This window comes from Pseudomonas sp. Xaverov 259, from assembly GCF_019352915.1.
Classification (GTDB): Bacteria; Pseudomonadota; Gammaproteobacteria; order Pseudomonadales; family Pseudomonadaceae; genus Aquipseudomonas.
Genome location: NZ_JAAAFV010000072.1, coordinates 139,031 through 157,422 on the forward strand (window position 1 = coordinate 139,031; position 18,392 = coordinate 157,422).

Sequence of the window (18,392 nt, forward strand, 5' to 3'; positions counted from 1 at the left end):
GTCTACAGCACGGCGGCCTGAAAGCCGGCCTGAGTGGTTGAAGCAAGAGCCAGGTCAAGTGCGAAGCAAAAGCCAATCTACCTGATGCAACGCAGTCTAAATGTGGGAGCGGGCTTGCTCGCGAATGCGGTGGGTCAGTTGATTCATCTGTCACTGACCCACCGCATTCGCGAGCAAGCCCGCTCCCACAGTTGACCGCATGCAGTTCTGAATATGAGGTCGACTGCGAATTTGCATGCTCTGAAGAGCTGCTTTTCTGTGGGAGCTGGCTTATCGACTCGTCGCACCGCTGGGATGCAGGCACGTCGGTACATCAGGCACACCGAGTAGATACCATCGCAGCGTTGCGACGAGTCGACAAGCCAGCCCTCATAGGGAATCACTCCTAGGGTCGACTACCACGCTGCTGCGCTGGGCTTTTGAGCGCTTTTAATCAGGCGACAGGTGCGGGAGGCGGCTCATCGGGAAGCACTGGCTCACCGGGCTCGGTGGGCTGCTGTGGCCAATCTTCGTCAGGTTGACCGGGGATGCCGCCCGCATACGCTGGGTCGGCCATCAGGGACCAGGCCAGAACACCAATCTGGTTGGGTTCAAGCCGGGCGAGTTCGGCGCTGATTCGCGGGTCGATCTTCATAAAGTACTCCTCAAGCGTAGCTCGGCGCGTTTTGCACGCGCCGAGGCAGTACACCCAATAGAGTCACTTCACGCAGACTAATTCCCTTTACGTGTAAGACGTTTCGATCAAGCGCGTGGGAGAGTGACGCCGCGCTGGCCCTGATACTTGCCGGCGCGATCTTTATAGGACACTTCACAAGCTTCATCGGACTGCAGGAACAGCATCTGCGCCACGCCTTCGTTGGCGTAGATCTTGGCCGGCAAGGTGGTGGTGTTGGAGAACTCCAGGGTCACGTGGCCTTCCCACTCCGGCTCAAGTGGCGTCACGTTAACGATGATACCGCAGCGCGCGTAGGTGCTTTTACCCAGGCAGATGGTCAGCACGTCACGGGGAATACGGAAGAATTCCACAGTGCGCGCCAGCGCAAAGGAGTTTGGCGGAATGATGCACACGTCGCTTTTAATGTCGACGAAGCTCTTTTCGTCGAAGTTTTTCGGATCGACGATCGCCGAGTTGATGTTGGTGAACACCTTGAATTCATCGGCGCAGCGCACGTCGTAGCCGTAACTGGAAACACCGTAGGAAATCACGGGCGCCGCGCCTTCGCCACGGATCTGGCGCTCAACGAAGGGTTCGATCATGCCGTGTTCTTGCGCCATGCGGCGAATCCACTTGTCCGATTTGATGCTCATGGCGGGTGTCCTGAATAGCGAGGTGGAAAAATTCTGTTGGGCATCTTACCGGGGCCGGCTCTGGGGTTCAAAGGGCGCGGGGGATTTGTTGATGAATGTGCTGCCTGCCATAAGCGGCAGCCAGCGGGGCCGGGACCGTCGTTGCAGTGCCCGGCGACTGTAAATACCACCGCCAGTCACGAAAATAGAGAAACCTTCGGAAATACCATTGGCACGTCCCGGAAAAAGGGTTAAGGTGGCGCCACTGTGCTGCTTGTGTCACTGAGAATCTCTACACGATATGTTGAATTTCGATCCAACCATCTCCAAGAATTTTTCCTGCTCTTTGCACTCAGTCTCGGCCAGGGCTTTTCCTGAGTCGCAGTTAACTTTGTCCAAGGAGATACACCATGTCTAATCGCCAAACTGGTACCGTTAAGTGGTTCAACGATGAAAAAGGCTTCGGCTTCATCACTCCACAATCCGGTGACGACCTGTTCGTTCACTTCAAAGCTATCCAATCCGACGGCTTCAAAAGCCTGAAAGAAGGCCAACAGGTTTCTTTCATCGCTACCCGCGGTCAGAAAGGCATGCAAGCTGAAGAAGTTCAAGTTATCTAACTTGTACTGACTTAGTCGAAAAAACCCCGCCCTTAAAAGCGGGGTTTTTTTATGCCTGATCGTTCCCACGCTCTGCGTGGGAACGCCTCTTGTGACGCTCTGCGTCACGCTGGGGGACGCGGAGCGTGCCGGGCTGCATTCCCACGCAGAGCGTGGGAACGATCAGGCAGTCCGGGCCAAGCACAAAAAAATGTGGGAGCAGGCTTTATGTAGGAACTGGCTTGCCAGCTTCCACATAAAGTCCGCTCCCACATTTGTTCAGCGTCGTTTATTGAAACAACGACTCACTCGACAAGCCATTCTTCTCGAGGATCTCACGCAAGCGTTTGAGGCCCTCTACCTGGATCTGCCGCACCCGCTCACGGGTCAGGCCGATCTCCAGGCCCACATCCTCCAGGGTGCTGCTCTCATGGCCGCGCAGGCCGAAGCGGCGAATCACCACCTCACGCTGCTTGTCCGTGAGCTCCGACAGCCATTGGTCAATGCTTTGGGAAAGATCATCGTCCTGCAACAGCTCACAAGGATCTGTCGGGCGATCATCCGTCAGGGTGTCCAGCAGGGTTTTATCCGAGTCCGGACCCAGCGAGACATCGACCGAAGATACGCGCTCATTCAAGCCGAGCATGCGCTTAACCTCTCCCACTGGCTTTTCCAGCAGGTTGGCGATTTCTTCAGGCGAGGGTTCATGATCGAGTTTTTGTGTCAGCTCACGCGCCGCCCGCAGATAGACGTTGAGCTCCTTGACCACATGGATCGGCAACCGGATCGTGCGGGTCTGATTCATGATCGCCCGTTCGATGGTCTGGCGAATCCACCAGGTAGCATAGGTAGAGAAACGGAAGCCCCGCTCAGGGTCGAACTTCTCCACTGCCCGGATCAAGCCCAGGTTGCCCTCCTCGATCAAGTCCAACAGCGACAGGCCACGATTGACGTAGCGTCGGGCAATTTTCACCACCAGCCGCAGGTTGCTTTCAATCATGCGCTTGCGCCCAGCTGGATCGCCCTTTTGCGACAAGCGCGCAAAATGGACTTCTTCTTCGGGAGTCAGCAAAGGGGAAAAGCCGATTTCATTGAGATACAACTGCGTGGCGTCGAGCGCCCGCGTGTAGTCAATGTACTTGTGTTGCTTCAACGCGGTGGAGTTCTTGGATTTGGTGCGAACTGAAGGAGTTGGAGACCCTTCATCATTCGACATCGATTCCTTTTCGGTGAGTATCTCCATTTCAAGGAGAACCTCATCGTCGATGTCAAACTCCGGCGCTTCTTTACTGAGAGCCATTGTTATAGTCCTTTGGTGAGTTCGACCTCAAGCTCAAGCGACGCCTTTATCCTTGGCAACGCTGGAGCCTGTTCCTTCTACGTGAGGGAACAGGCTGTGCAACACATCAACGACGGGGTAGGAATTGCAGCGGATCTACAGGCTTCCCTTGGCGGCGAATCTCAAAGTGCAGTTTCACCCGGTCTGTACCAGTTGACCCCATTTCGGCAATTGTCTGTCCGACTTTGACCTGCTGCCCCTCCCGAACCAACAGCCTGCGGTTATGACCGTAGGCACTGACGTAGGTATCGCTGTGCTTGATGATGACCAGCTCGCCGTAGCCCCGTAAACCACTCCCGGCGTAAACCACTGTCCCATCAGACGCAGCTAAAACAGGCTGTCCCAAATCTCCGGCGATATCAATGCCTTTATTCAAACTACCGTTTGAAGAGAATTTTCCAATCAACACCCCGTTTGAAGGCCATCCCCAACCGGTCGGCGCCGGCCCGGCAGGTGGCAACGGCGTGGCTGCCGGTTTGCTCGCAACCGTAGGCGCGGCGGTGCCTGCGGGCCGTGTAATGATCGTGGTTTTGCTTGAAGACGAGGCCGAAGATCCGGACTTTGTCACAACTGCCGTAGGCGCTGAACCGGTACGCCCATCGAAACGGATGGTTTGCCCCGGATGTATCGTATAGGGCACAGGAATATTGTTACGAGCTGCGAGCGCCTTGTAATCCCAGCCGTAACGGAAGGCGATCGAGAACATCGTGTCCCCCTTTCGCACCACATATTGCCCGGTGGTGACCGTTGGTTTTTGCGGCACGCTGCTGGCACCGTTTCGGTCGACAACCCGAGCGCCACTGGACGGAGAGCTTGAGCAACCCACCAATAAGGAACTCAAGACAAGGCCAAGCACCAGTCGCTGAAAACTTGTTTTACTCATACGCTGCGCAAGACCTGTGAGACTCACCCGCCGCTCCCTTTGTGCTGGCCGAACATGAATGCCTGTATCAGGCTTGAAATATGTCGCAAGTATAACTGGGCATTGGCTTTTTACCGGCACACGACTGAAACGAAAAATTCATCGTGTTTAAATCCGGCTTCCAATCATGTTGACTCAACAAGCCCCGCCGTAAGACCTATCCCCCTCAACAGAATTCACTGTTTGCGAAGAAATGATCAGGCCAGCGGGCCATTGAGCAGCGGAACGAAGCGCACGGCACCCAATACATGCCGGGAAAAACCTTCGTCCTCACGGATAATGAGCATCAATTGTTGCACTTCACCAGAACCCACCGGGATGACCAGGCGCCCGCCAGGGGCGAGCTGATCGAGTAACGCCTGGGGCACATCGGTGGCGACCGCCGTGACGATGATGCCGTTATACGGCGCCAGCGCCGGCCAGCCTTCCCAACCATCGCCCCAGCGGAACACTACGTTGCGCAGGTTGAGCTCCACCAGGCGCTCCTTGGCGCGGTCCTGCAGGACCTTGATGCGCTCCACCGAGAACACCCGCTCCACCAGCTGCGAGAGTACGGCGGTCTGGTACCCCGAACCGGTACCGATCTCCAGCACCTTGTCCAACGGCCCCGCCGCCAGCAGCAGCTCACTCATGCGCGCAACCATATAAGGCTGCGAGATGGTCTGGTTATGGCCGATCGGCAACGCAGTGTCTTCGTAGGCGCGATGCGCCAGCGCCTCATCTACGAACAGATGCCGAGGCGTGCGCCGGATGACTTCCAGCACTTGGGCGTTGGACAGGCCTTCTTCGTACAGACGCTGGATCAAACGCTCGCGGGTACGCTGGGAGGTCATCCCGATACCACGACGCAACAGGTCGTCTTGTTCACGCGCCATTAACGCAGCCCCTCAAGCCAGCCATCCAGACTACTGAAGGCATCACTGAAGGTGCGATCGAGCTGCAACGGGGTAATCGAAACATAACCTTGCATCACCGCATGAAAGTCGGTGCCGGGGCCGCCGTCTTCGGCATCGCCGGCGGCAGCAATCCAGTAACCTTCCTTGCCACGCGGGTCGACCACCTTCAACGGCGCTGCTGCACGAGAGCGATGGCCCAGGCGGGTCAGCTGGATGCCGCGGATATGGTCGAGGGGCAAATTGGGAATATTGACGTTGAGCACCGTACGCGCAGGCAAGTCCAGCGAGCCATGGGCCTCCACCAGCTTGCGGGCGAAATACGCCGCCGTCGCTAGGTTATCCAGTTGCCGTGAGGCAAACGAAAAAGCGAACGAGGTGCGCCCCAGGAAGCGCCCTTCAAGGGCCGCGGCCACCGTGCCGGAATACAGCACGTCATCGCCCAGGTTGGCGCCCAGGTTGATGCCCGACACTACCAGATCCGGCTCCTGGTCCAACAAGCTGTTGATTGCCAGGTGCACGCAGTCGGTGGGGGTACCGTTCACGCTGATAAAGCCATTGGCCAGAACCTGCGGGTGCAGCGGACGGTCGAGCGTCAGCGAACTGCTGGCGCCGCTCTTGTCCTGGTCCGGGGCAACCACCACGCACTCGGCGTAATCCTGCAGCGCAGCATAAAGCGCGGCAAGACCGGGTGCGGTGGCACCGTCATCGTTTGATATCAGAATACGCATGGGTTGTCCGTCGGCCCCACCGGCACCAGATCAACAAGCTCGCGCACCAAGACAGTGGCGAAGCATCCGGCCGGCAGGACGAATTCCAATTGCAGAATGTCAGGACCGGGATAATGCCACGTCAATCCGCCAATGGGCAGTCGCAGAATGCGACGTTCCTGGCTCATGCCGGCTCTCACCAGCCAATCACGCAGCTCCGGCTCGCTGGCGGCAATGCTTTGCTCAAGCGTGTGGGTCGCGCCGCCGGCCGGTGAATCGCCCTCGCCCCACTGCGGGCCGGTGGGGTGCAGGTCCAGAATCGCCAGGCGCGGGTCGCTGCATTCAGCCTCACCTGCGGGGAAAAAACTGCGACTGTCGGTAAACGCCAGCAGGTCACCGACCTGGGCACGTTGCCAGGATCCATCCGCGACCCGCGCCGCCAACACTTTGTTAAACAAAAAGCTGCGCGCGGTCGACAGCAGCCGCGAACGCACATTGCGCTGCTCCGGCAACGCCTTGCGCGCCGCCCAATCGCGGGCATCCACGACGTTGCCGCCGTTATGCCCGAAACGCTGGGTACCGAAGTAGTTCGGGATGCCGTGCTGGGCGATCAATTGCAAGCGCGCGTCGATGGCGGCGGTATCACCCGCCAATTGCGTCAGGCGCAGGGTAAAGCCATTGGCCGAATGCGCGCCGCGTTGCAGTTTGCGCTTGTGGCGGCCCATTTTGAGGATCTTGAGGGTGTCGTTTTCGGCACCGCTCATGTCCGGGTCAGCCTTGCCTGGCAGTTGCACGCTGAACCACTGACGGGTCAACGCCTGACGGTCCTTGAGCCCGGCGTAGCTGACGGTGCGCAACGGCACGCCGGCAGCCTTGGCGATACGGCGTGCAGCCTCTTCGGTATTCAGGCCGCGCTTTTCGACCCACAGCCACAGGTGCTCACCGTCGCCGCTGAGCGGGATGTCCAGCACTTCGTCGACCTGGAAATCTTCAGCCGTCGCTTTCAGAACCGCGCTGCCCAAGGCTTCGCCATAGGCACGCGGGCCCAGCAATTGCAGATCATTCATGCGCGCAGCAACAAGGCGACGGAGTGCACCGCAATGCCCTCTTCCCGGCCGGTAAACCCGAGCTTTTCGGTGGTGGTGGCTTTCACGTTGACTTGATCCAATTCAATTTGCAGGTCGGCGGCAATCAGCGCGCGCATCGATTCGATGTGGGGCGCCATTTTCGGCGCCTGGGCCACGATGGTGTTGTCGACGTTGCCGACCTTCCAGCCCTTGGCGTGGATCAGGCCGACCACGTGGCGCAGCAAGACACGGCTGTCCGCGCCCTTGAAGGTCGGGTCAGTGTCCGGAAAATGCTTGCCGATATCGCCCAACGCGGCGGCGCCGAGCAAGGCATCGCTCAAGGCATGCAGCACAACGTCGCCGTCGGAATGAGCCAGCAACCCATGGTGGTGTGCAATGCGCACGCCGCCCAAGGTGATGAAATCGCCTTCAGCGAAACGGTGCACATCATAGCCGTGGCCAATACGCATAAAAAAACGCCCCGATTTAATTCAGGGCGTGATTCTACCTACTTTTGCCTCACATTAACCGAGCAAAGCGCGACCATGATGTCGCAAATGGTCTTCGATGAAGCTGGCGATAAAGAAGTAGCTGTGGTCATAGCCCGGCTGCAGGCGCAGTTCCAACGGGTGGTTGGCGGCCTTGGCCGCTTGCTGCAACGCCTCAGGCTTAAGCTGCACGGCAAGGAAATCGTCGCGATCACCCTGGTCCACCAGCAACGGCAGTTTTTCCGAGGCTTCGCTGATGAGCACGCAGGCATCCCACTCGCGCCATTTGGAGCGTTCTTCGCCCAGGTAACGGGAGAAGGCTTTCTGGCCCCACGGGCAATCCATCGGGTTGTTGATCGGCGAAAACGCCGACACCGATTGGTAACGCCCTGGGTTGCGCAAGGCACACACCAGGGCACCGTGACCGCCCATGGAGTGGCCACTGATGCCGCGCTTGTCCGAAGCCGGAAAATGCGCTTCAACCAACGCAGGTAATTCCTGCACGACATAGTCGTGCATCCGATAGTGCTTGGCCCAGGGTTCCTGCGTGGCATTCAGGTAGAAGCCAGCGCCCAGGCCAAAATCCCAGGCGTTGTCCGGGTCGCCCGGCACACCCGGCCCACGCGGGCTGGTGTCGGGTGCGACGATGATCAACCCAAGCTCGGCGGCCATGCGCTGGGCGCCGGCTTTTTGCATGAAGTTCTCATCGGTGCAGGTCAGCCCCGACAGCCAGTACAGCACTGGCAGCTTGCCGCCCTGCTCCGCCTGAGGCGGCAGGTAGACGGCGAACGTCATGTCGCAACCGAGCACATCAGAATGGTGCTTGTAGCGTTTATGCCAGCCGCCGAAGCTCTTCTGGCACGACAGGTTTTCCAGATTCATGGCCGACCTCAAAAGTGGATGACGGTACGAATGCTCTTGCCTTCATGCATCAGGTCAAACGCTTTGTTGATGTCTTCCAGGCCCATGGTGTGGGTGATGAAGGTGTCCAGCGGGATTTCGCCGGTCTGGGCCATTTCCACGTAGCTTGGCAATTCGGTACGGCCGCGCACACCGCCGAACGCCGAACCGCGCCAGACGCGACCGGTGACCAGCTGGAATGGACGCGTAGCGATCTCCTGGCCGGCACCGGCCACACCGATGATCACCGACTCGCCCCAGCCTTTGTGGCAGCACTCAAGGGCGGCGCGCATCAGTTGCACATTGCCGATGCACTCGAAGGAGAAGTCCACGCCGCCGTCAGTGAGGTCAACGATCACGTCCTGGATCGGGCGGTCATAGTCTTTCGGGTTGATGCAGTCGGTAGCGCCCAACTGCTTGGCAATTTCAAACTTGGCCGGGTTGATGTCGATGGCAATGATGCGGCCGGCTTTGGCCTTGACTGCGCCAATGATGGCCGACAGGCCGATACCGCCCAGGCCGAAGATGGCCACGGTGTCGCCCGGCTTGACCTTGGCGGTGTTGATCACTGCACCGATGCCGGTGGTGACACCGCAGCCCAGCAGGCAGACTTTCTCCAGCGGCGCTTCTTTAGGAATCTTGGCCACGGAGATTTCCGGCAACACGGTGTACTCCGAGAAGGTCGAGGTGCCCATGTAGTGGAAAATCGGCTGGCCTTTGTAGGAGAAACGCGTAGTGCCGTCGGGCATCAGGCCTTTGCCCTGGGTGGATCGGATGGCCTGGCACAGGTTGGTCTTGCCCGACAGGCAGAATTTGCACTTGCCGCATTCCGGGGTGTACAGCGGGATGACATGGTCGCCGACGGCCACCGAGGTCACGCCCTCGCCGATCGCCTCGACCACTGCACCACCTTCATGGCCCAGGATCGACGGGAAGATGCCTTCCGGGTCGGCGCCCGACAAGGTGTAGGCGTCGGTATGGCACACACCGGACGCAACCACACGCAACAGCACCTCGCCAGCCTTGGGCATGGCGACATCCACTTCAACGATCTCAAGGGGCTTTTTCGCTTCGAAGGCTACGGCGGCGCGGGACTTGATCATCCGGGTTTCTCCTGGGAATTAAAAACTGAGGCGGAGAGTGTAATACATGGCTTATTGATGAATAATCCGGGAAAAAGCAAAACATTATTGCTACTCAGGGATAATCAACATGCTGGAAAACCGCTGGGAAGGCATCGATGAGTTCGTCGCTGTGGCCGAATGCAGCCAATTCACCGCAGCGGCCGAACGCTTGGGCGTGTCTTCATCGCATATCAGCCGGCAGGTGGCGCGCCTGGAAGAACGGCTGCAAACGCGCTTGCTGTATCGCAGTACGCGCAAAGTGACCCTCACCGAAGCCGGTCAGACCTTTCTGCAACATTGCCAGCGTTTACAAGATGGTCGTGAAGAAGCCTTGCGCGCGGTGAGCGACCTCACCAGCGAGCCCAAGGGCATGTTGCGCATGACCTGCGCGGTGGCGTACGGCGAGCGCTTTATCGTGCCGCTGGTCACGCGGTTCATGGGGCTGTACCCACAGTTGCGCGTGGATATCGAATTGAGTAACCGCCAGTTGGACCTGGTGCATGAGGGCCTGGACCTGGCCATTCGCCTGGGGCGCTTGCAAGACTCACGCATGGTCGCTAGCCGCCTGGCACCTCGGCGTATGTACCTGTGCGCGTCGCCGTCCTACTTGGCACGTTATGGTCGGCCACATAGTTTGTCGGAACTGAGTCGGCATAACTGCCTGATCGGCAGCTCGGATATCTGGCAACTGGCTCAGGATGGGCGGGAATTTTCCCAGCGGGTGCAGGGAAACTGGCGCTGCAACAGTGGGCAGGCGGTACTGGATGCGGCGCTGCAAGGGGTTGGGTTGTGCCAACTGCCGGATTATTACGTGCTGGAGCATTTGCACAGTGGCGCGCTGGTGTCGTTGCTGGAGGCGCATCAGCCGCCGAATACAGCGGTGTGGGCGTTGTATCCGCAGCAGCGGCATTTGTCGCCGAAGGTTCGCAAGCTGGTGGATTACTTGAAGACTGGTCTGGCTGAGCGGCCGGAGTATGGCGGGTAGTTATTCAGTGCCTGTACTGGCCCCTTCGCGAGCAAGCCCGCTCCCACATTTTGAAATGCATTCCAAATGTGAGAGCGGGCTTGCTCGCGAAGGGGTCGACACGGTTTAACTGACTACCTGCGGTTAACCCACCGCAGCCGAAGCCACTCCAGATCTTCTGGCCGGGTCACCTTGATGTTGTCCGCACGCCCCTCGACCAGTCGCGGCGCCTGGCCAGACCATTCCATGGCCGAAGCTTCGTCGGTGATCACCGCATCAGCTACCAGGCTGTCAGCCAAGGCACGGTGCAAGGCGCCCAGGCGGAACATCTGCGGCGTGTAAGCCTGCCAGATCAGGCTGCGATCAACGGTTTCCACCACGCGGCCATGCTTGTCGGCACGCTTGAGGGTGTCGCGAGCCGGCACTGCCAGCAGGCCGCCGACAGGGTCATCAGCCAGTTCGGCCAAGAGCTTGTCGAGGTCATCCCGGCTCAGATTAGGCCGCGCCGCATCGTGCACCAGCACCCAGTCATCATCACTGGCGCCCAGGGCATTGAGTTGCAGCAGCGCATTGAGCACCGAACCCGAGCGCTCCTCGCCACCGTCCGCACGCACGATGCGTGGGTCGTTGGCACACGACAGGTTTGGCCAGTAGGGATCATCGACAGCAAGACTGACCACCAGCCCCTTGAGGCCTGGATGGTCAAGAAAACAACCAAGGCTGTGTTCCAGAATAGTGCGCCCGCCGAGTTGCAGGTACTGCTTGGGACGGTCCGCAGCCATACGGGCACCAACGCCCGCAGCAGGAATCACGGCCCAGAAGGCCGGTACAGACTGACTCATTGGGCCAACTGGTAGAGGGTTTCGCCCTCCTTGACCATGCCCAACTCATGGCGAGCCCGCTCTTCAACGGTCTCGGTGCCTTTTTTCAGCTCAAGCACTTCGGCATCGAGAACGCGGTTGCGCTCCAGCAGGATTTCGTTTTCGGCGTGCTGGTCGGCAATTTGCTGGGTCAGCTCTTTCACCTGCGCAAAGCTGCCATTACCGACCCATAGACGGTACTGCAGGCCAGCCAGCAACAAGAGCAAGACGAGGAACAACCAATTGGGACTGCGCATCGAAATCCGGGTATCCAGTAAAAAAAGACAGCCATGCAAAACTTTTTACAGCAACTGATAGCACGAAGCCTGGAATAACCAGGCTTGTACTTGATAGCCATCAGATTAGCGCCGAAATACACACTGTCGTGATTTTTCCGACGCTACCTGTCGACTTTTTACCATGCCTTACATCAAGTAGCGATCAACCGCGAAACTCGCTGCGACCGTTGTACTTGGCTTTACCCGCCAGTTGCTCTTCGATACGCAGCAATTGGTTGTACTTGGAAACGCGGTCGGAACGGCACAGCGAACCGGTCTTGATCTGGCCCGCCGAGGTGCCCACAGCCAGGTCGGCAATGGTCGAGTCTTCGGTTTCGCCGGAGCGGTGCGAGATCACGGCAGTGTAGCCCGCAGCCTTGGCCATCTGGATGGCTTCCAGGGTTTCGGTCAGGGTGCCGATCTGGTTGAACTTGATCAGGATCGAGTTGGCGATCTTTTTGTCGATGCCTTCTTTCAGGATCTTGGTGTTGGTGACGAACAAGTCGTCGCCTACCAGTTGGATTTTTTCGCCGATCTTGTCGGTGAGGACTTTCCAGCCGTCCCAGTCGGACTCGTCCAGGCCGTCTTCGATCGAGATGATCGGGTAGCGCTCGGTCAAGCCTTTGAGGTAGTCAGCAAAACCTTCCGATGTGAACACGTGGCCTTCGCCGGACAGGTTGTATTTACCGTCCTCGTAGAACTCGCTGGCAGCGCAGTCCAGGGCCAGGGTCACGTCGGTGCCCAGCTTGTAGCCAGCGTTGGCCACGGCTTCGGAGATGACTTTGAGTGCATCTTCGTTGGACGCCAGGTTCGGTGCAAAACCACCTTCGTCACCCACCGCAGTGCTCAGGCCACGGGCCTTCAGCACAGCCTTGAGGTGATGGAAAATCTCGGTGCCCATGCGCAGGCCTTCGGAGAAGGTCTTGGCGCCCACCGGCTGCACCATGAATTCCTGGATATCGACGTTGTTATCGGCGTGCTCGCCACCGTTGATGATGTTCATCATCGGAACCGGCATCGAGTAAACACCCGGGGTGCCGTTCAGGTTGGCGATGTGCGCGTACAGTGGCAGGTCCTGGTCCTGCGCAGCCGCCTTGGCAGCGGCCAGGGACACAGCGAGGATGGCGTTGGCGCCCAGGCTGCCTTTGTTCTCGGTGCCGTCGAGCTTGATCATCGCGTGGTCCAGGGCTTTCTGGTCCAGCGGGTCTTTGCCCAGCAACAGGTCACGGATCGGGCCGTTGATGTTGGCTACAGCTTTGAGTACACCTTTGCCCAGGTAACGGCTCTTGTCGCCATCACGCAGTTCCAGCGCTTCGCGCGAACCGGTAGACGCACCGGACGGCGCGCAGGCGCTGCCGATGATGCCGTTATCGAGAAGCACGTCGGCTTCGACGGTGGGGTTGCCACGGGAGTCGAGAACTTCACGACCTTTGATGTCGACGATTTTTGCCATTGTTGTAAACACTCCAAAGTTGACGAAAACGACGCAGCTGTAGGAAATCTTTTGACCGACCGCAAGGGTGGAACAACAGGGCAGGCTTGCAGGCGACAAGGCTCAGGCCCGCAGGCCTGAGCGTAAAACGAGGGAAAGTCTACCGGAGAAACGACGCTTACGCGGTCTCTACCGTCGGAAAACTCTTGACCAGTTCGTCCAACTGCTTCAACTGGGCCAGGAACGGCTCCAGCTTGTCCAGGCGCAGGGCGCATGGGCCGTCGCACTTGGCGTTGTCCGGGTCCGGGTGGGCTTCCAGGAACAGGCCCGCCAGGGACTGGCTGATGCCCGCCTTGGCCAGGTCCAGCACCTGGGCACGTCGCCCGCCAGCGGAATCTGCGCGACCACCGGGCATTTGCAGCGCGTGGGTCACGTCGAAGAACACCGGGTATTCGAACTGTTTCATGATGCCGAAACCGAGCATGTCCACCACGAGATTGTTGTAGCCGAAGCTCGAACCACGCTCGCAGAGGATCAACTGGTCGTTACCCGCTTCCACGCACTTGCTCAGGATGTGTTTCATTTCCTGGGGTGCGAGGAACTGGGCTTTCTTGATATTGATCACAGCGCCGGTCTTGGCCATCGCCACGACCAGATCGGTCTGGCGCGACAGAAAGGCCGGCAACTGGATGATGTCGCACACCTCGGCGACCACGGCAGCCTGTTCAGGCTCGTGGACGTCGGTGATGATCGGCACGTCGAAGGCTTGCTTGATGTCCTGGAAGATCCGCATGCCTTCTTCAAGGCCTGGGCCACGATAGGAGGTCACGGACGAGCGGTTGGCCTTGTCGAAGCTGGCCTTGAACACGTAAGGGATACCGAGTTTCTCGGTCACTTTTACGTACTCTTCACAGACCTGCATCGCCATGTCGCGGCTTTCCAGCACGTTCATGCCGCCGAACAGCACCATGGGCTTGTCGTTGGCAATCTCGATGTCGCCTACGCGAATGATCTTCTGGGCCATCAGGTTTACGCCTTCTTCTGATGTTGCGTCAGTGCTGCTTTAACGAAACCGCTGAACAACGGGTGACCGTCGCGCGGCGTCGAGGTGAACTCAGGGTGGAACTGGCAGGCCACGAACCAAGGATGATCCGGCGCCTCGACCACTTCAACCAGCTTGCCATCACCAGAGCGACCGGAGATTTTAAGGCCAGCTTCTTTGATCTGCGGCAGCAGGTTGTTGTTCACTTCGTAGCGGTGACGGTGACGCTCGACGATCACGTCCTTGCCGTAGCAGTCGTGAACCAGCGAACCCGGCTCCAGCAGGCAGTCCTGTGCGCCAAGGCGCATGGTGCCGCCCAGGTCGGAGGTTTCGGTACGGGTTTCAACGGCGCCGGTGGCGTCTTCCCACTCGGTGATCAAGCCTACGACCGGGTGGCCGCTGGTGTGATCGAACTCGGTGGAGTTGGCGTCTTTCCAGCCCAGCACGTTACGAGCGAACTCGATAACGGCCACTTGCATGCCCAGGCAGATACCCAGGTACGGCACTTTATTTTCACGGGCGTATTGAACGGCAGTGATCTTGCCTTCCACGCCACGCAGGCCGAAACCGCCGGGTACGAGGATCGCGTCAACACCTTCGAGCAGCGCGGTGCCTTGGTTCTCGATGTCTTCGGAGTCGATGTAGCGCAGGTTGACCTTGGTACGGTTGCTGATACCGGCGTGGCTCATCGCTTCAATCAGCGACTTGTACGCGTCCAGCAGTTCCATGTACTTGCCGACCATGGCGATGGTGACTTCGTGCTCGGGGTTGAGCTTGGCGTCGACTACCGCTTCCCATTCGGAGAGGTCGGCGCTGCCGCACTGCAGGCCGAAGCGCTCGACCACAAAATCATCCAGGCCTTGCGCATGCAGGATGCCCGGGATCTTGTAGATGGTGTCGGCGTCTTCCAGGCCAATCACCGCACGTTCTTCAACGTTGGTGAATTGCGCGATCTTGCGACGCGAGGAGATGTCGATCGGGTGATCGGAGCGGCAGATCAATACGTCCGGCTGCAGGCCGATGGAACGCAGTTCCTTGACGGAATGCTGAGTCGGCTTGGTTTTGGTCTCACCGGCAGTGGCGATGTACGGCACCAGGGTAAGGTGCATCAGCATCGCGCGCTTGGCGCCGATTTCGAAACGCAGCTGACGGATGGCTTCGAGGAACGGTTGGGATTCGATGTCACCCACGGTGCCACCAATCTCGACCATTGCCACATCGGCATCGCCTGCACCCTTGATGATGCGGCGCTTGATTTCGTCGGTGATGTGCGGGATCACCTGGATGGTTGCACCCAGGTAGTCACCACGGCGCTCTTTGCGCAGCACGTGCTCGTAGACACGGCCGGTGGTGAAGTTGTTGTTCTGGGTCATGGTCGTGCGGATGAACCGCTCGTAGTGGCCCAGGTCCAGGTCGGTTTCGGCGCCGTCGTGGGTGACGAACACTTCACCGTGCTGGAACGGGCTCATGGTGCCCGGGTCAACGTTGATGTACGGGTCCAGCTTGAGCATGGTGACCTTAAGTCCCCGCGCCTCCAGGATGGCCGCCAATGAAGCGGAGGCAATGCCTTTCCCCAATGAAGAAACAACACCGCCCGTGACGAATATGTAGCGCGTCATGAAAAACCCTAGAAGTCTGCGTTAAAGCGGTCCGAGCCGCCGGGGAAAGCGAAGGAAGGCCGAAGCCCCCGATCACCTGCATTAATCACAGTGCACCTTTCAAAAAAACCGCCGCGTGGTGACAGACCAGCAATGAAACACCGGTACGTTGATCGCTACACATTTTTTGGAATCGCCCAGCAAAGACTGCTTGGTAATCGGCAACTGCTGCGATTCAGCTGAATCCACAGAAGTTGTATCAAGAAGGGAGCGTAGTCTACCGGAAAGCCTCTATCAGCTCAAACCTTGATCGCACGTCTGTGGCATCCAATGTAATTGCCACTTGCCAGTCGAGCGGGTCCATAGCCCCGCAAGGGCTGGGACAGCCAGCAATTGCTCGCCCTGATACAGCAGCGGCAATCTGCCACGCATGAAGCCTGGCAAGCCACTTTCATTCAGCAGGCGCTTCAGGTCGCGCCGGCCTCGACCTGGCACATCGATGATTTCGCCGCCTTGGCGATAACGAATCACCAACGGGCCTGCGGGCGCCTCTCCGATAAACTCAAGCTGACCATTACCGGGTAACTCTAGTGGGTTTTGCGGATTGGACCAGCTCACCGGCGTGTCGGAAAACTCTGAGTAGGTGGAAGGCAGCCACCACACGCGCTCACCGCTACGGTGCAACTGACCATCGGCCAGGCGCCACAGCGGTTGCGCATCACCCTTGGCATCCCGCAAGGCATACCAACCAGCCCAGTGGTCGCTGTCGGGCAACCGCGTCAGCGGCGTCAGCCAGTGGCGCACGGCGTTGCGCTGGCGGGCGTCGGAAAGCCCGCGCAAGGGAGCGAGGGCCAATGACGGCAAGGCCAGCCAGGGAAACGGCGAAGGCTGGTCGGCGGCGCGCAGGTCAATGACGGCCAATTCGTCGAGCAAACCCTGGGCTTCGCTCAAGTGCTCGGCAGTGCGGGCCAGGCTGGCGACAGCTTGGGGCCAGCGCTCGGTCAGCAGCGGAAAGACACGATTGCGCAGGTAATTGCGCGAAAACCGGGAATCGGCGTTTGAAGGGTCTTCGATCCATTGCAAGTGATGTGCGCGGGCATAGGCCTCCAACTCAACACGCGGTACATCCAGCAGCGGCCGCACCAAGTGCCCTCCCGCCAATGGTCGATGCACAGGCATGGCCGCCAAGCCTCGCACACCCGCTCCCCGCAACAGGCGAAACAGCAGGGTTTCGGCTTGGTCGTCACGATGCTGGCCGGTGAGCATCACCTGCCCTGCCCCGGTCACCTCGATAAACGCCCGGTAGCGCGCATCACGGGCTGCACGCTCAAGGCTGGCACCCGACTGAACGTGCACATGCACCACCCGTAAAGGCACGTTCAGCTCGTCACAGACGGTTTGGCAATGACTGGGCCAGGCATCGGCGGCGGTTTGAAGGCCATGATGGACATGGATTGCACTGAGGCGCGGCAGGGTTTCGGTGTTTGCCAGAGAGGCCAGGAGGTGCAGTAGGACGGTGGAATCAAGGCCGCCAGAAAAGGCGATATGCCAGGCGGGGGCGTTGCGCCAAGGGGCAAGGTTTTGCAGGAGTTTGGCGGGTAAGCTAGGGCTCATCACAAATACCGGCGCAGAACTGGAATACGGCAGCCAAGCATACACAAAGCAAATGTGGGAGCGGGCTTGTGTGGGAGCCGGGCTTGCCCGCGATGCAGACAACTCGGTTTATCTGTTACACCGAGTTGATGCTATCGCAGGCAAGCCAGCTCCCACACAAGCCCGCTCCCACACTAAAAGGCCTTGCCTGTCAGATCAGTGCTTGATCAAAGGCCGTAGCTCATCAGGCGCTCATAACGGCGCTTGAGCAGCGCTTCGTTGTCCAGCTTCTTGAGCATCGCCAGTTGCGAACCCAGCTCCGCGCGGATAGTCGCAGCCGCGGCAGCCGGGTCGCGGTGGGCGCCGCCCAATGGCTCGGCGATAACCTTATCCACGATGCCCAGGCCTTTGAGGCGATCGGCGGTGATGCCCATGGCTTCGGCAGCGTCCGGCGCTTTTTCGGCGGTTTTCCACAGGATCGAGGCGCAACCTTCCGGCGAAATCACCGCGTAGGTCGAATATTGCAGCATGTTCAGTTGGTCGCAGACGCCGATGGCCAGCGCACCGCCGGAACCACCTTCACCGATCACGGTGGCGATGATCGGGGTTTTCAGGCGGGACATGACGCGCAGGTTCCAGGCGATCGCTTCGCTCTGGTTGCGCTCTTCGGCATCGATACCTGGGTAGGCACCCGGGGTGTCGATGAAGGTCAGGATCGGCATTTTGAAGCGCTCGGCCATTTCCATCAGGCGGCACGCTTTGCGGTAGCCTTCCGGGCGCGGCATGCCGAAGTTACGGCGCACCTTTTCACGCACTTCACGGCCTTTCTGGTGACCGATCACCATCACTGGCTGGTCGTCCAGGCGAGCAATACCGCCCACGATGGCTGCGTCGTCAGAGAAGTGGCGATCGCCATGCAACTCGTCGAACTCGGTGAAGATGTGCTGAATGTAGTCCAGGGTGTACGGACGGCGCGGGTGGCGGGCCAGGCGCGCGATCTGCCAGCTGGTCAGCTTGCCGAAGATGTCTTCGGTGAGCGAGCTGCTCTTGTCTTGCAGGCGAGCGATCTCATCGCCGATATTCAGCGAATTGTCATTGCCGACCAGGCGCAGTTCTTCAATCTTGGCTTGCAGGTCAGCGATCGGCTGTTCGAAATCAAGAAAATTCGGGTTCATAAGCGTCCGTCTTGGGTCGACGGCCAGGGAGTGCCTGGCCAGCCGGTTGTCTATTCGCGCCCTACCTTAAGGGAGAGGCGCGTTTAGGTCGAGATTAAATGTTCAGCCGAGATCAGAGTTA

At 59.2% G+C, this 18,392-nt stretch carries 19 protein-coding genes; 2 read left to right on the top strand and 17 right to left on the bottom strand.

Annotation, left to right across the window (positions count from 1 at the left end):
• Window positions 1–433 precede the first annotated feature (433 nt).
• Both K0H48_RS29315 and dcd read right to left on the bottom strand, forming a co-directional pair.
• Window positions 434–634 carry a hypothetical protein gene (locus K0H48_RS29315; protein WP_017137167.1) on the bottom strand — a complete coding sequence of 67 codons (201 nt, stop codon included), beginning with the start codon at window positions 632–634 and terminating at the stop codon, window positions 434–436.
• Between the two features lie 107 nt (window positions 635–741).
• Entirely contained in the window at window positions 742–1,308 is a 567-nt protein-coding gene (dcd, locus tag K0H48_RS29320) for a dCTP deaminase (RefSeq protein ID WP_138816440.1), read from the bottom strand.
• A 389-nt stretch (window positions 1,309–1,697) separates the two neighbouring features.
• Between dcd and K0H48_RS29325 the strand changes: the two genes are divergently transcribed.
• Window positions 1,698–1,907 carry a cold-shock protein gene (locus K0H48_RS29325; protein ID WP_002554837.1) on the top strand — a complete coding sequence of 70 codons (210 nt, stop codon included), beginning with the start codon at window positions 1,698–1,700 and terminating at the stop codon, window positions 1,905–1,907.
• 268 nt (window positions 1,908–2,175) lie between these two features.
• Here the strand turns inward: K0H48_RS29325 and rpoS are convergent, their stop codons facing one another.
• The 8 genes from rpoS to K0H48_RS29365 form a co-directional block, all read right to left on the bottom strand.
• Window positions 2,176–3,186, bottom strand: a complete 1,011-nt coding sequence (rpoS, locus tag K0H48_RS29330) for an RNA polymerase sigma factor RpoS (RefSeq protein ID WP_056857520.1) — start codon at window positions 3,184–3,186, stop codon at window positions 2,176–2,178.
• A gap of 106 nt (window positions 3,187–3,292) precedes the next feature.
• A complete protein-coding gene (locus K0H48_RS29335; protein WP_138816441.1) occupies window positions 3,293–4,135 on the bottom strand; it encodes a peptidoglycan DD-metalloendopeptidase family protein in 843 nt (280 codons plus the stop codon).
• A 209-nt stretch (window positions 4,136–4,344) separates the two neighbouring features.
• Window positions 4,345–4,980, bottom strand: a complete 636-nt coding sequence (locus K0H48_RS29340) for a protein-L-isoaspartate(D-aspartate) O-methyltransferase (protein ID WP_169850588.1) — start codon at window positions 4,978–4,980, stop codon at window positions 4,345–4,347.
• A 41-nt stretch (window positions 4,981–5,021) separates the two neighbouring features.
• Window positions 5,022–5,771, bottom strand: a complete 750-nt coding sequence (gene surE / locus K0H48_RS29345; protein WP_138816442.1) for a 5'/3'-nucleotidase SurE — start codon at window positions 5,769–5,771, stop codon at window positions 5,022–5,024.
• Window positions 5,759–6,817, bottom strand: coding sequence for a tRNA pseudouridine(13) synthase TruD (truD, locus tag K0H48_RS29350; protein WP_138816443.1), 1,059 nt, complete (start codon window positions 6,815–6,817; stop codon window positions 5,759–5,761). The genes surE and truD overlap by 13 nt, the downstream gene beginning before the upstream one ends.
• Window positions 6,814–7,287 carry a 2-C-methyl-D-erythritol 2,4-cyclodiphosphate synthase gene (gene ispF / locus K0H48_RS29355; protein ID WP_012722614.1) on the bottom strand — a complete coding sequence of 158 codons (474 nt, stop codon included), beginning with the start codon at window positions 7,285–7,287 and terminating at the stop codon, window positions 6,814–6,816. The genes truD and ispF overlap by 4 nt, the downstream gene beginning before the upstream one ends.
• Before the next feature lie 54 nt (window positions 7,288–7,341).
• Complete coding sequence (gene fghA / locus K0H48_RS29360) at window positions 7,342–8,187, bottom strand: S-formylglutathione hydrolase (protein ID WP_017137161.1); 846 nt, start codon at window positions 8,185–8,187, stop codon at window positions 7,342–7,344.
• An 8-nt stretch (window positions 8,188–8,195) separates the two neighbouring features.
• On the bottom strand, window positions 8,196–9,308 hold the full coding sequence (locus K0H48_RS29365; protein WP_105520572.1) for an S-(hydroxymethyl)glutathione dehydrogenase/class III alcohol dehydrogenase: 1,113 nt from the start codon (window positions 9,306–9,308) through the stop codon (window positions 8,196–8,198).
• A gap of 109 nt (window positions 9,309–9,417) precedes the next feature.
• On the opposite strand from K0H48_RS29365, the gene K0H48_RS29370 reads away from it, so the two are divergent.
• On the top strand, window positions 9,418–10,314 hold the full coding sequence (locus K0H48_RS29370) for a LysR substrate-binding domain-containing protein (protein WP_219337729.1): 897 nt from the start codon (window positions 9,418–9,420) through the stop codon (window positions 10,312–10,314).
• A gap of 113 nt (window positions 10,315–10,427) precedes the next feature.
• Here K0H48_RS29370 and ispD read toward each other — a convergent pair whose 3' ends face one another.
• From ispD to K0H48_RS29405, 7 genes are all read right to left on the bottom strand, one after another.
• Window positions 10,428–11,135 (bottom strand): 2-C-methyl-D-erythritol 4-phosphate cytidylyltransferase, encoded by a 708-nt coding sequence (gene ispD, locus K0H48_RS29375; protein ID WP_219337730.1) that lies wholly within the window; start codon window positions 11,133–11,135, stop codon window positions 10,428–10,430.
• A complete protein-coding gene (gene ftsB, locus K0H48_RS29380; protein ID WP_058412406.1) occupies window positions 11,132–11,410 on the bottom strand; it encodes a cell division protein FtsB in 279 nt (92 codons plus the stop codon). The genes ispD and ftsB overlap by 4 nt, the downstream gene beginning before the upstream one ends.
• A 184-nt stretch (window positions 11,411–11,594) precedes the next feature.
• Window positions 11,595–12,884 (bottom strand): phosphopyruvate hydratase, encoded by a 1,290-nt coding sequence (eno, locus tag K0H48_RS29385; RefSeq protein WP_065928985.1) that lies wholly within the window; start codon window positions 12,882–12,884, stop codon window positions 11,595–11,597.
• A 157-nt stretch (window positions 12,885–13,041) separates the two neighbouring features.
• Window positions 13,042–13,887, bottom strand: a complete 846-nt coding sequence (kdsA, locus tag K0H48_RS29390) for a 3-deoxy-8-phosphooctulonate synthase (RefSeq protein WP_219337731.1) — start codon at window positions 13,885–13,887, stop codon at window positions 13,042–13,044.
• A gap of 5 nt (window positions 13,888–13,892) precedes the next feature.
• Window positions 13,893–15,524, bottom strand: coding sequence for a CTP synthase (locus K0H48_RS29395; protein WP_056857526.1), 1,632 nt, complete (start codon window positions 15,522–15,524; stop codon window positions 13,893–13,895).
• A 273-nt stretch (window positions 15,525–15,797) separates the two neighbouring features.
• Window positions 15,798–17,117 (bottom strand): tRNA lysidine(34) synthetase TilS, encoded by a 1,320-nt coding sequence (gene tilS / locus K0H48_RS29400; RefSeq protein ID WP_219337732.1) that lies wholly within the window; start codon window positions 17,115–17,117, stop codon window positions 15,798–15,800.
• A 206-nt stretch (window positions 17,118–17,323) separates the two neighbouring features.
• A complete protein-coding gene (locus K0H48_RS29405; RefSeq protein ID WP_065928982.1) occupies window positions 17,324–18,271 on the bottom strand; it encodes an acetyl-CoA carboxylase carboxyltransferase subunit alpha in 948 nt (315 codons plus the stop codon).
• Between the last annotated feature and the right edge of the window lie 121 nt (window positions 18,272–18,392).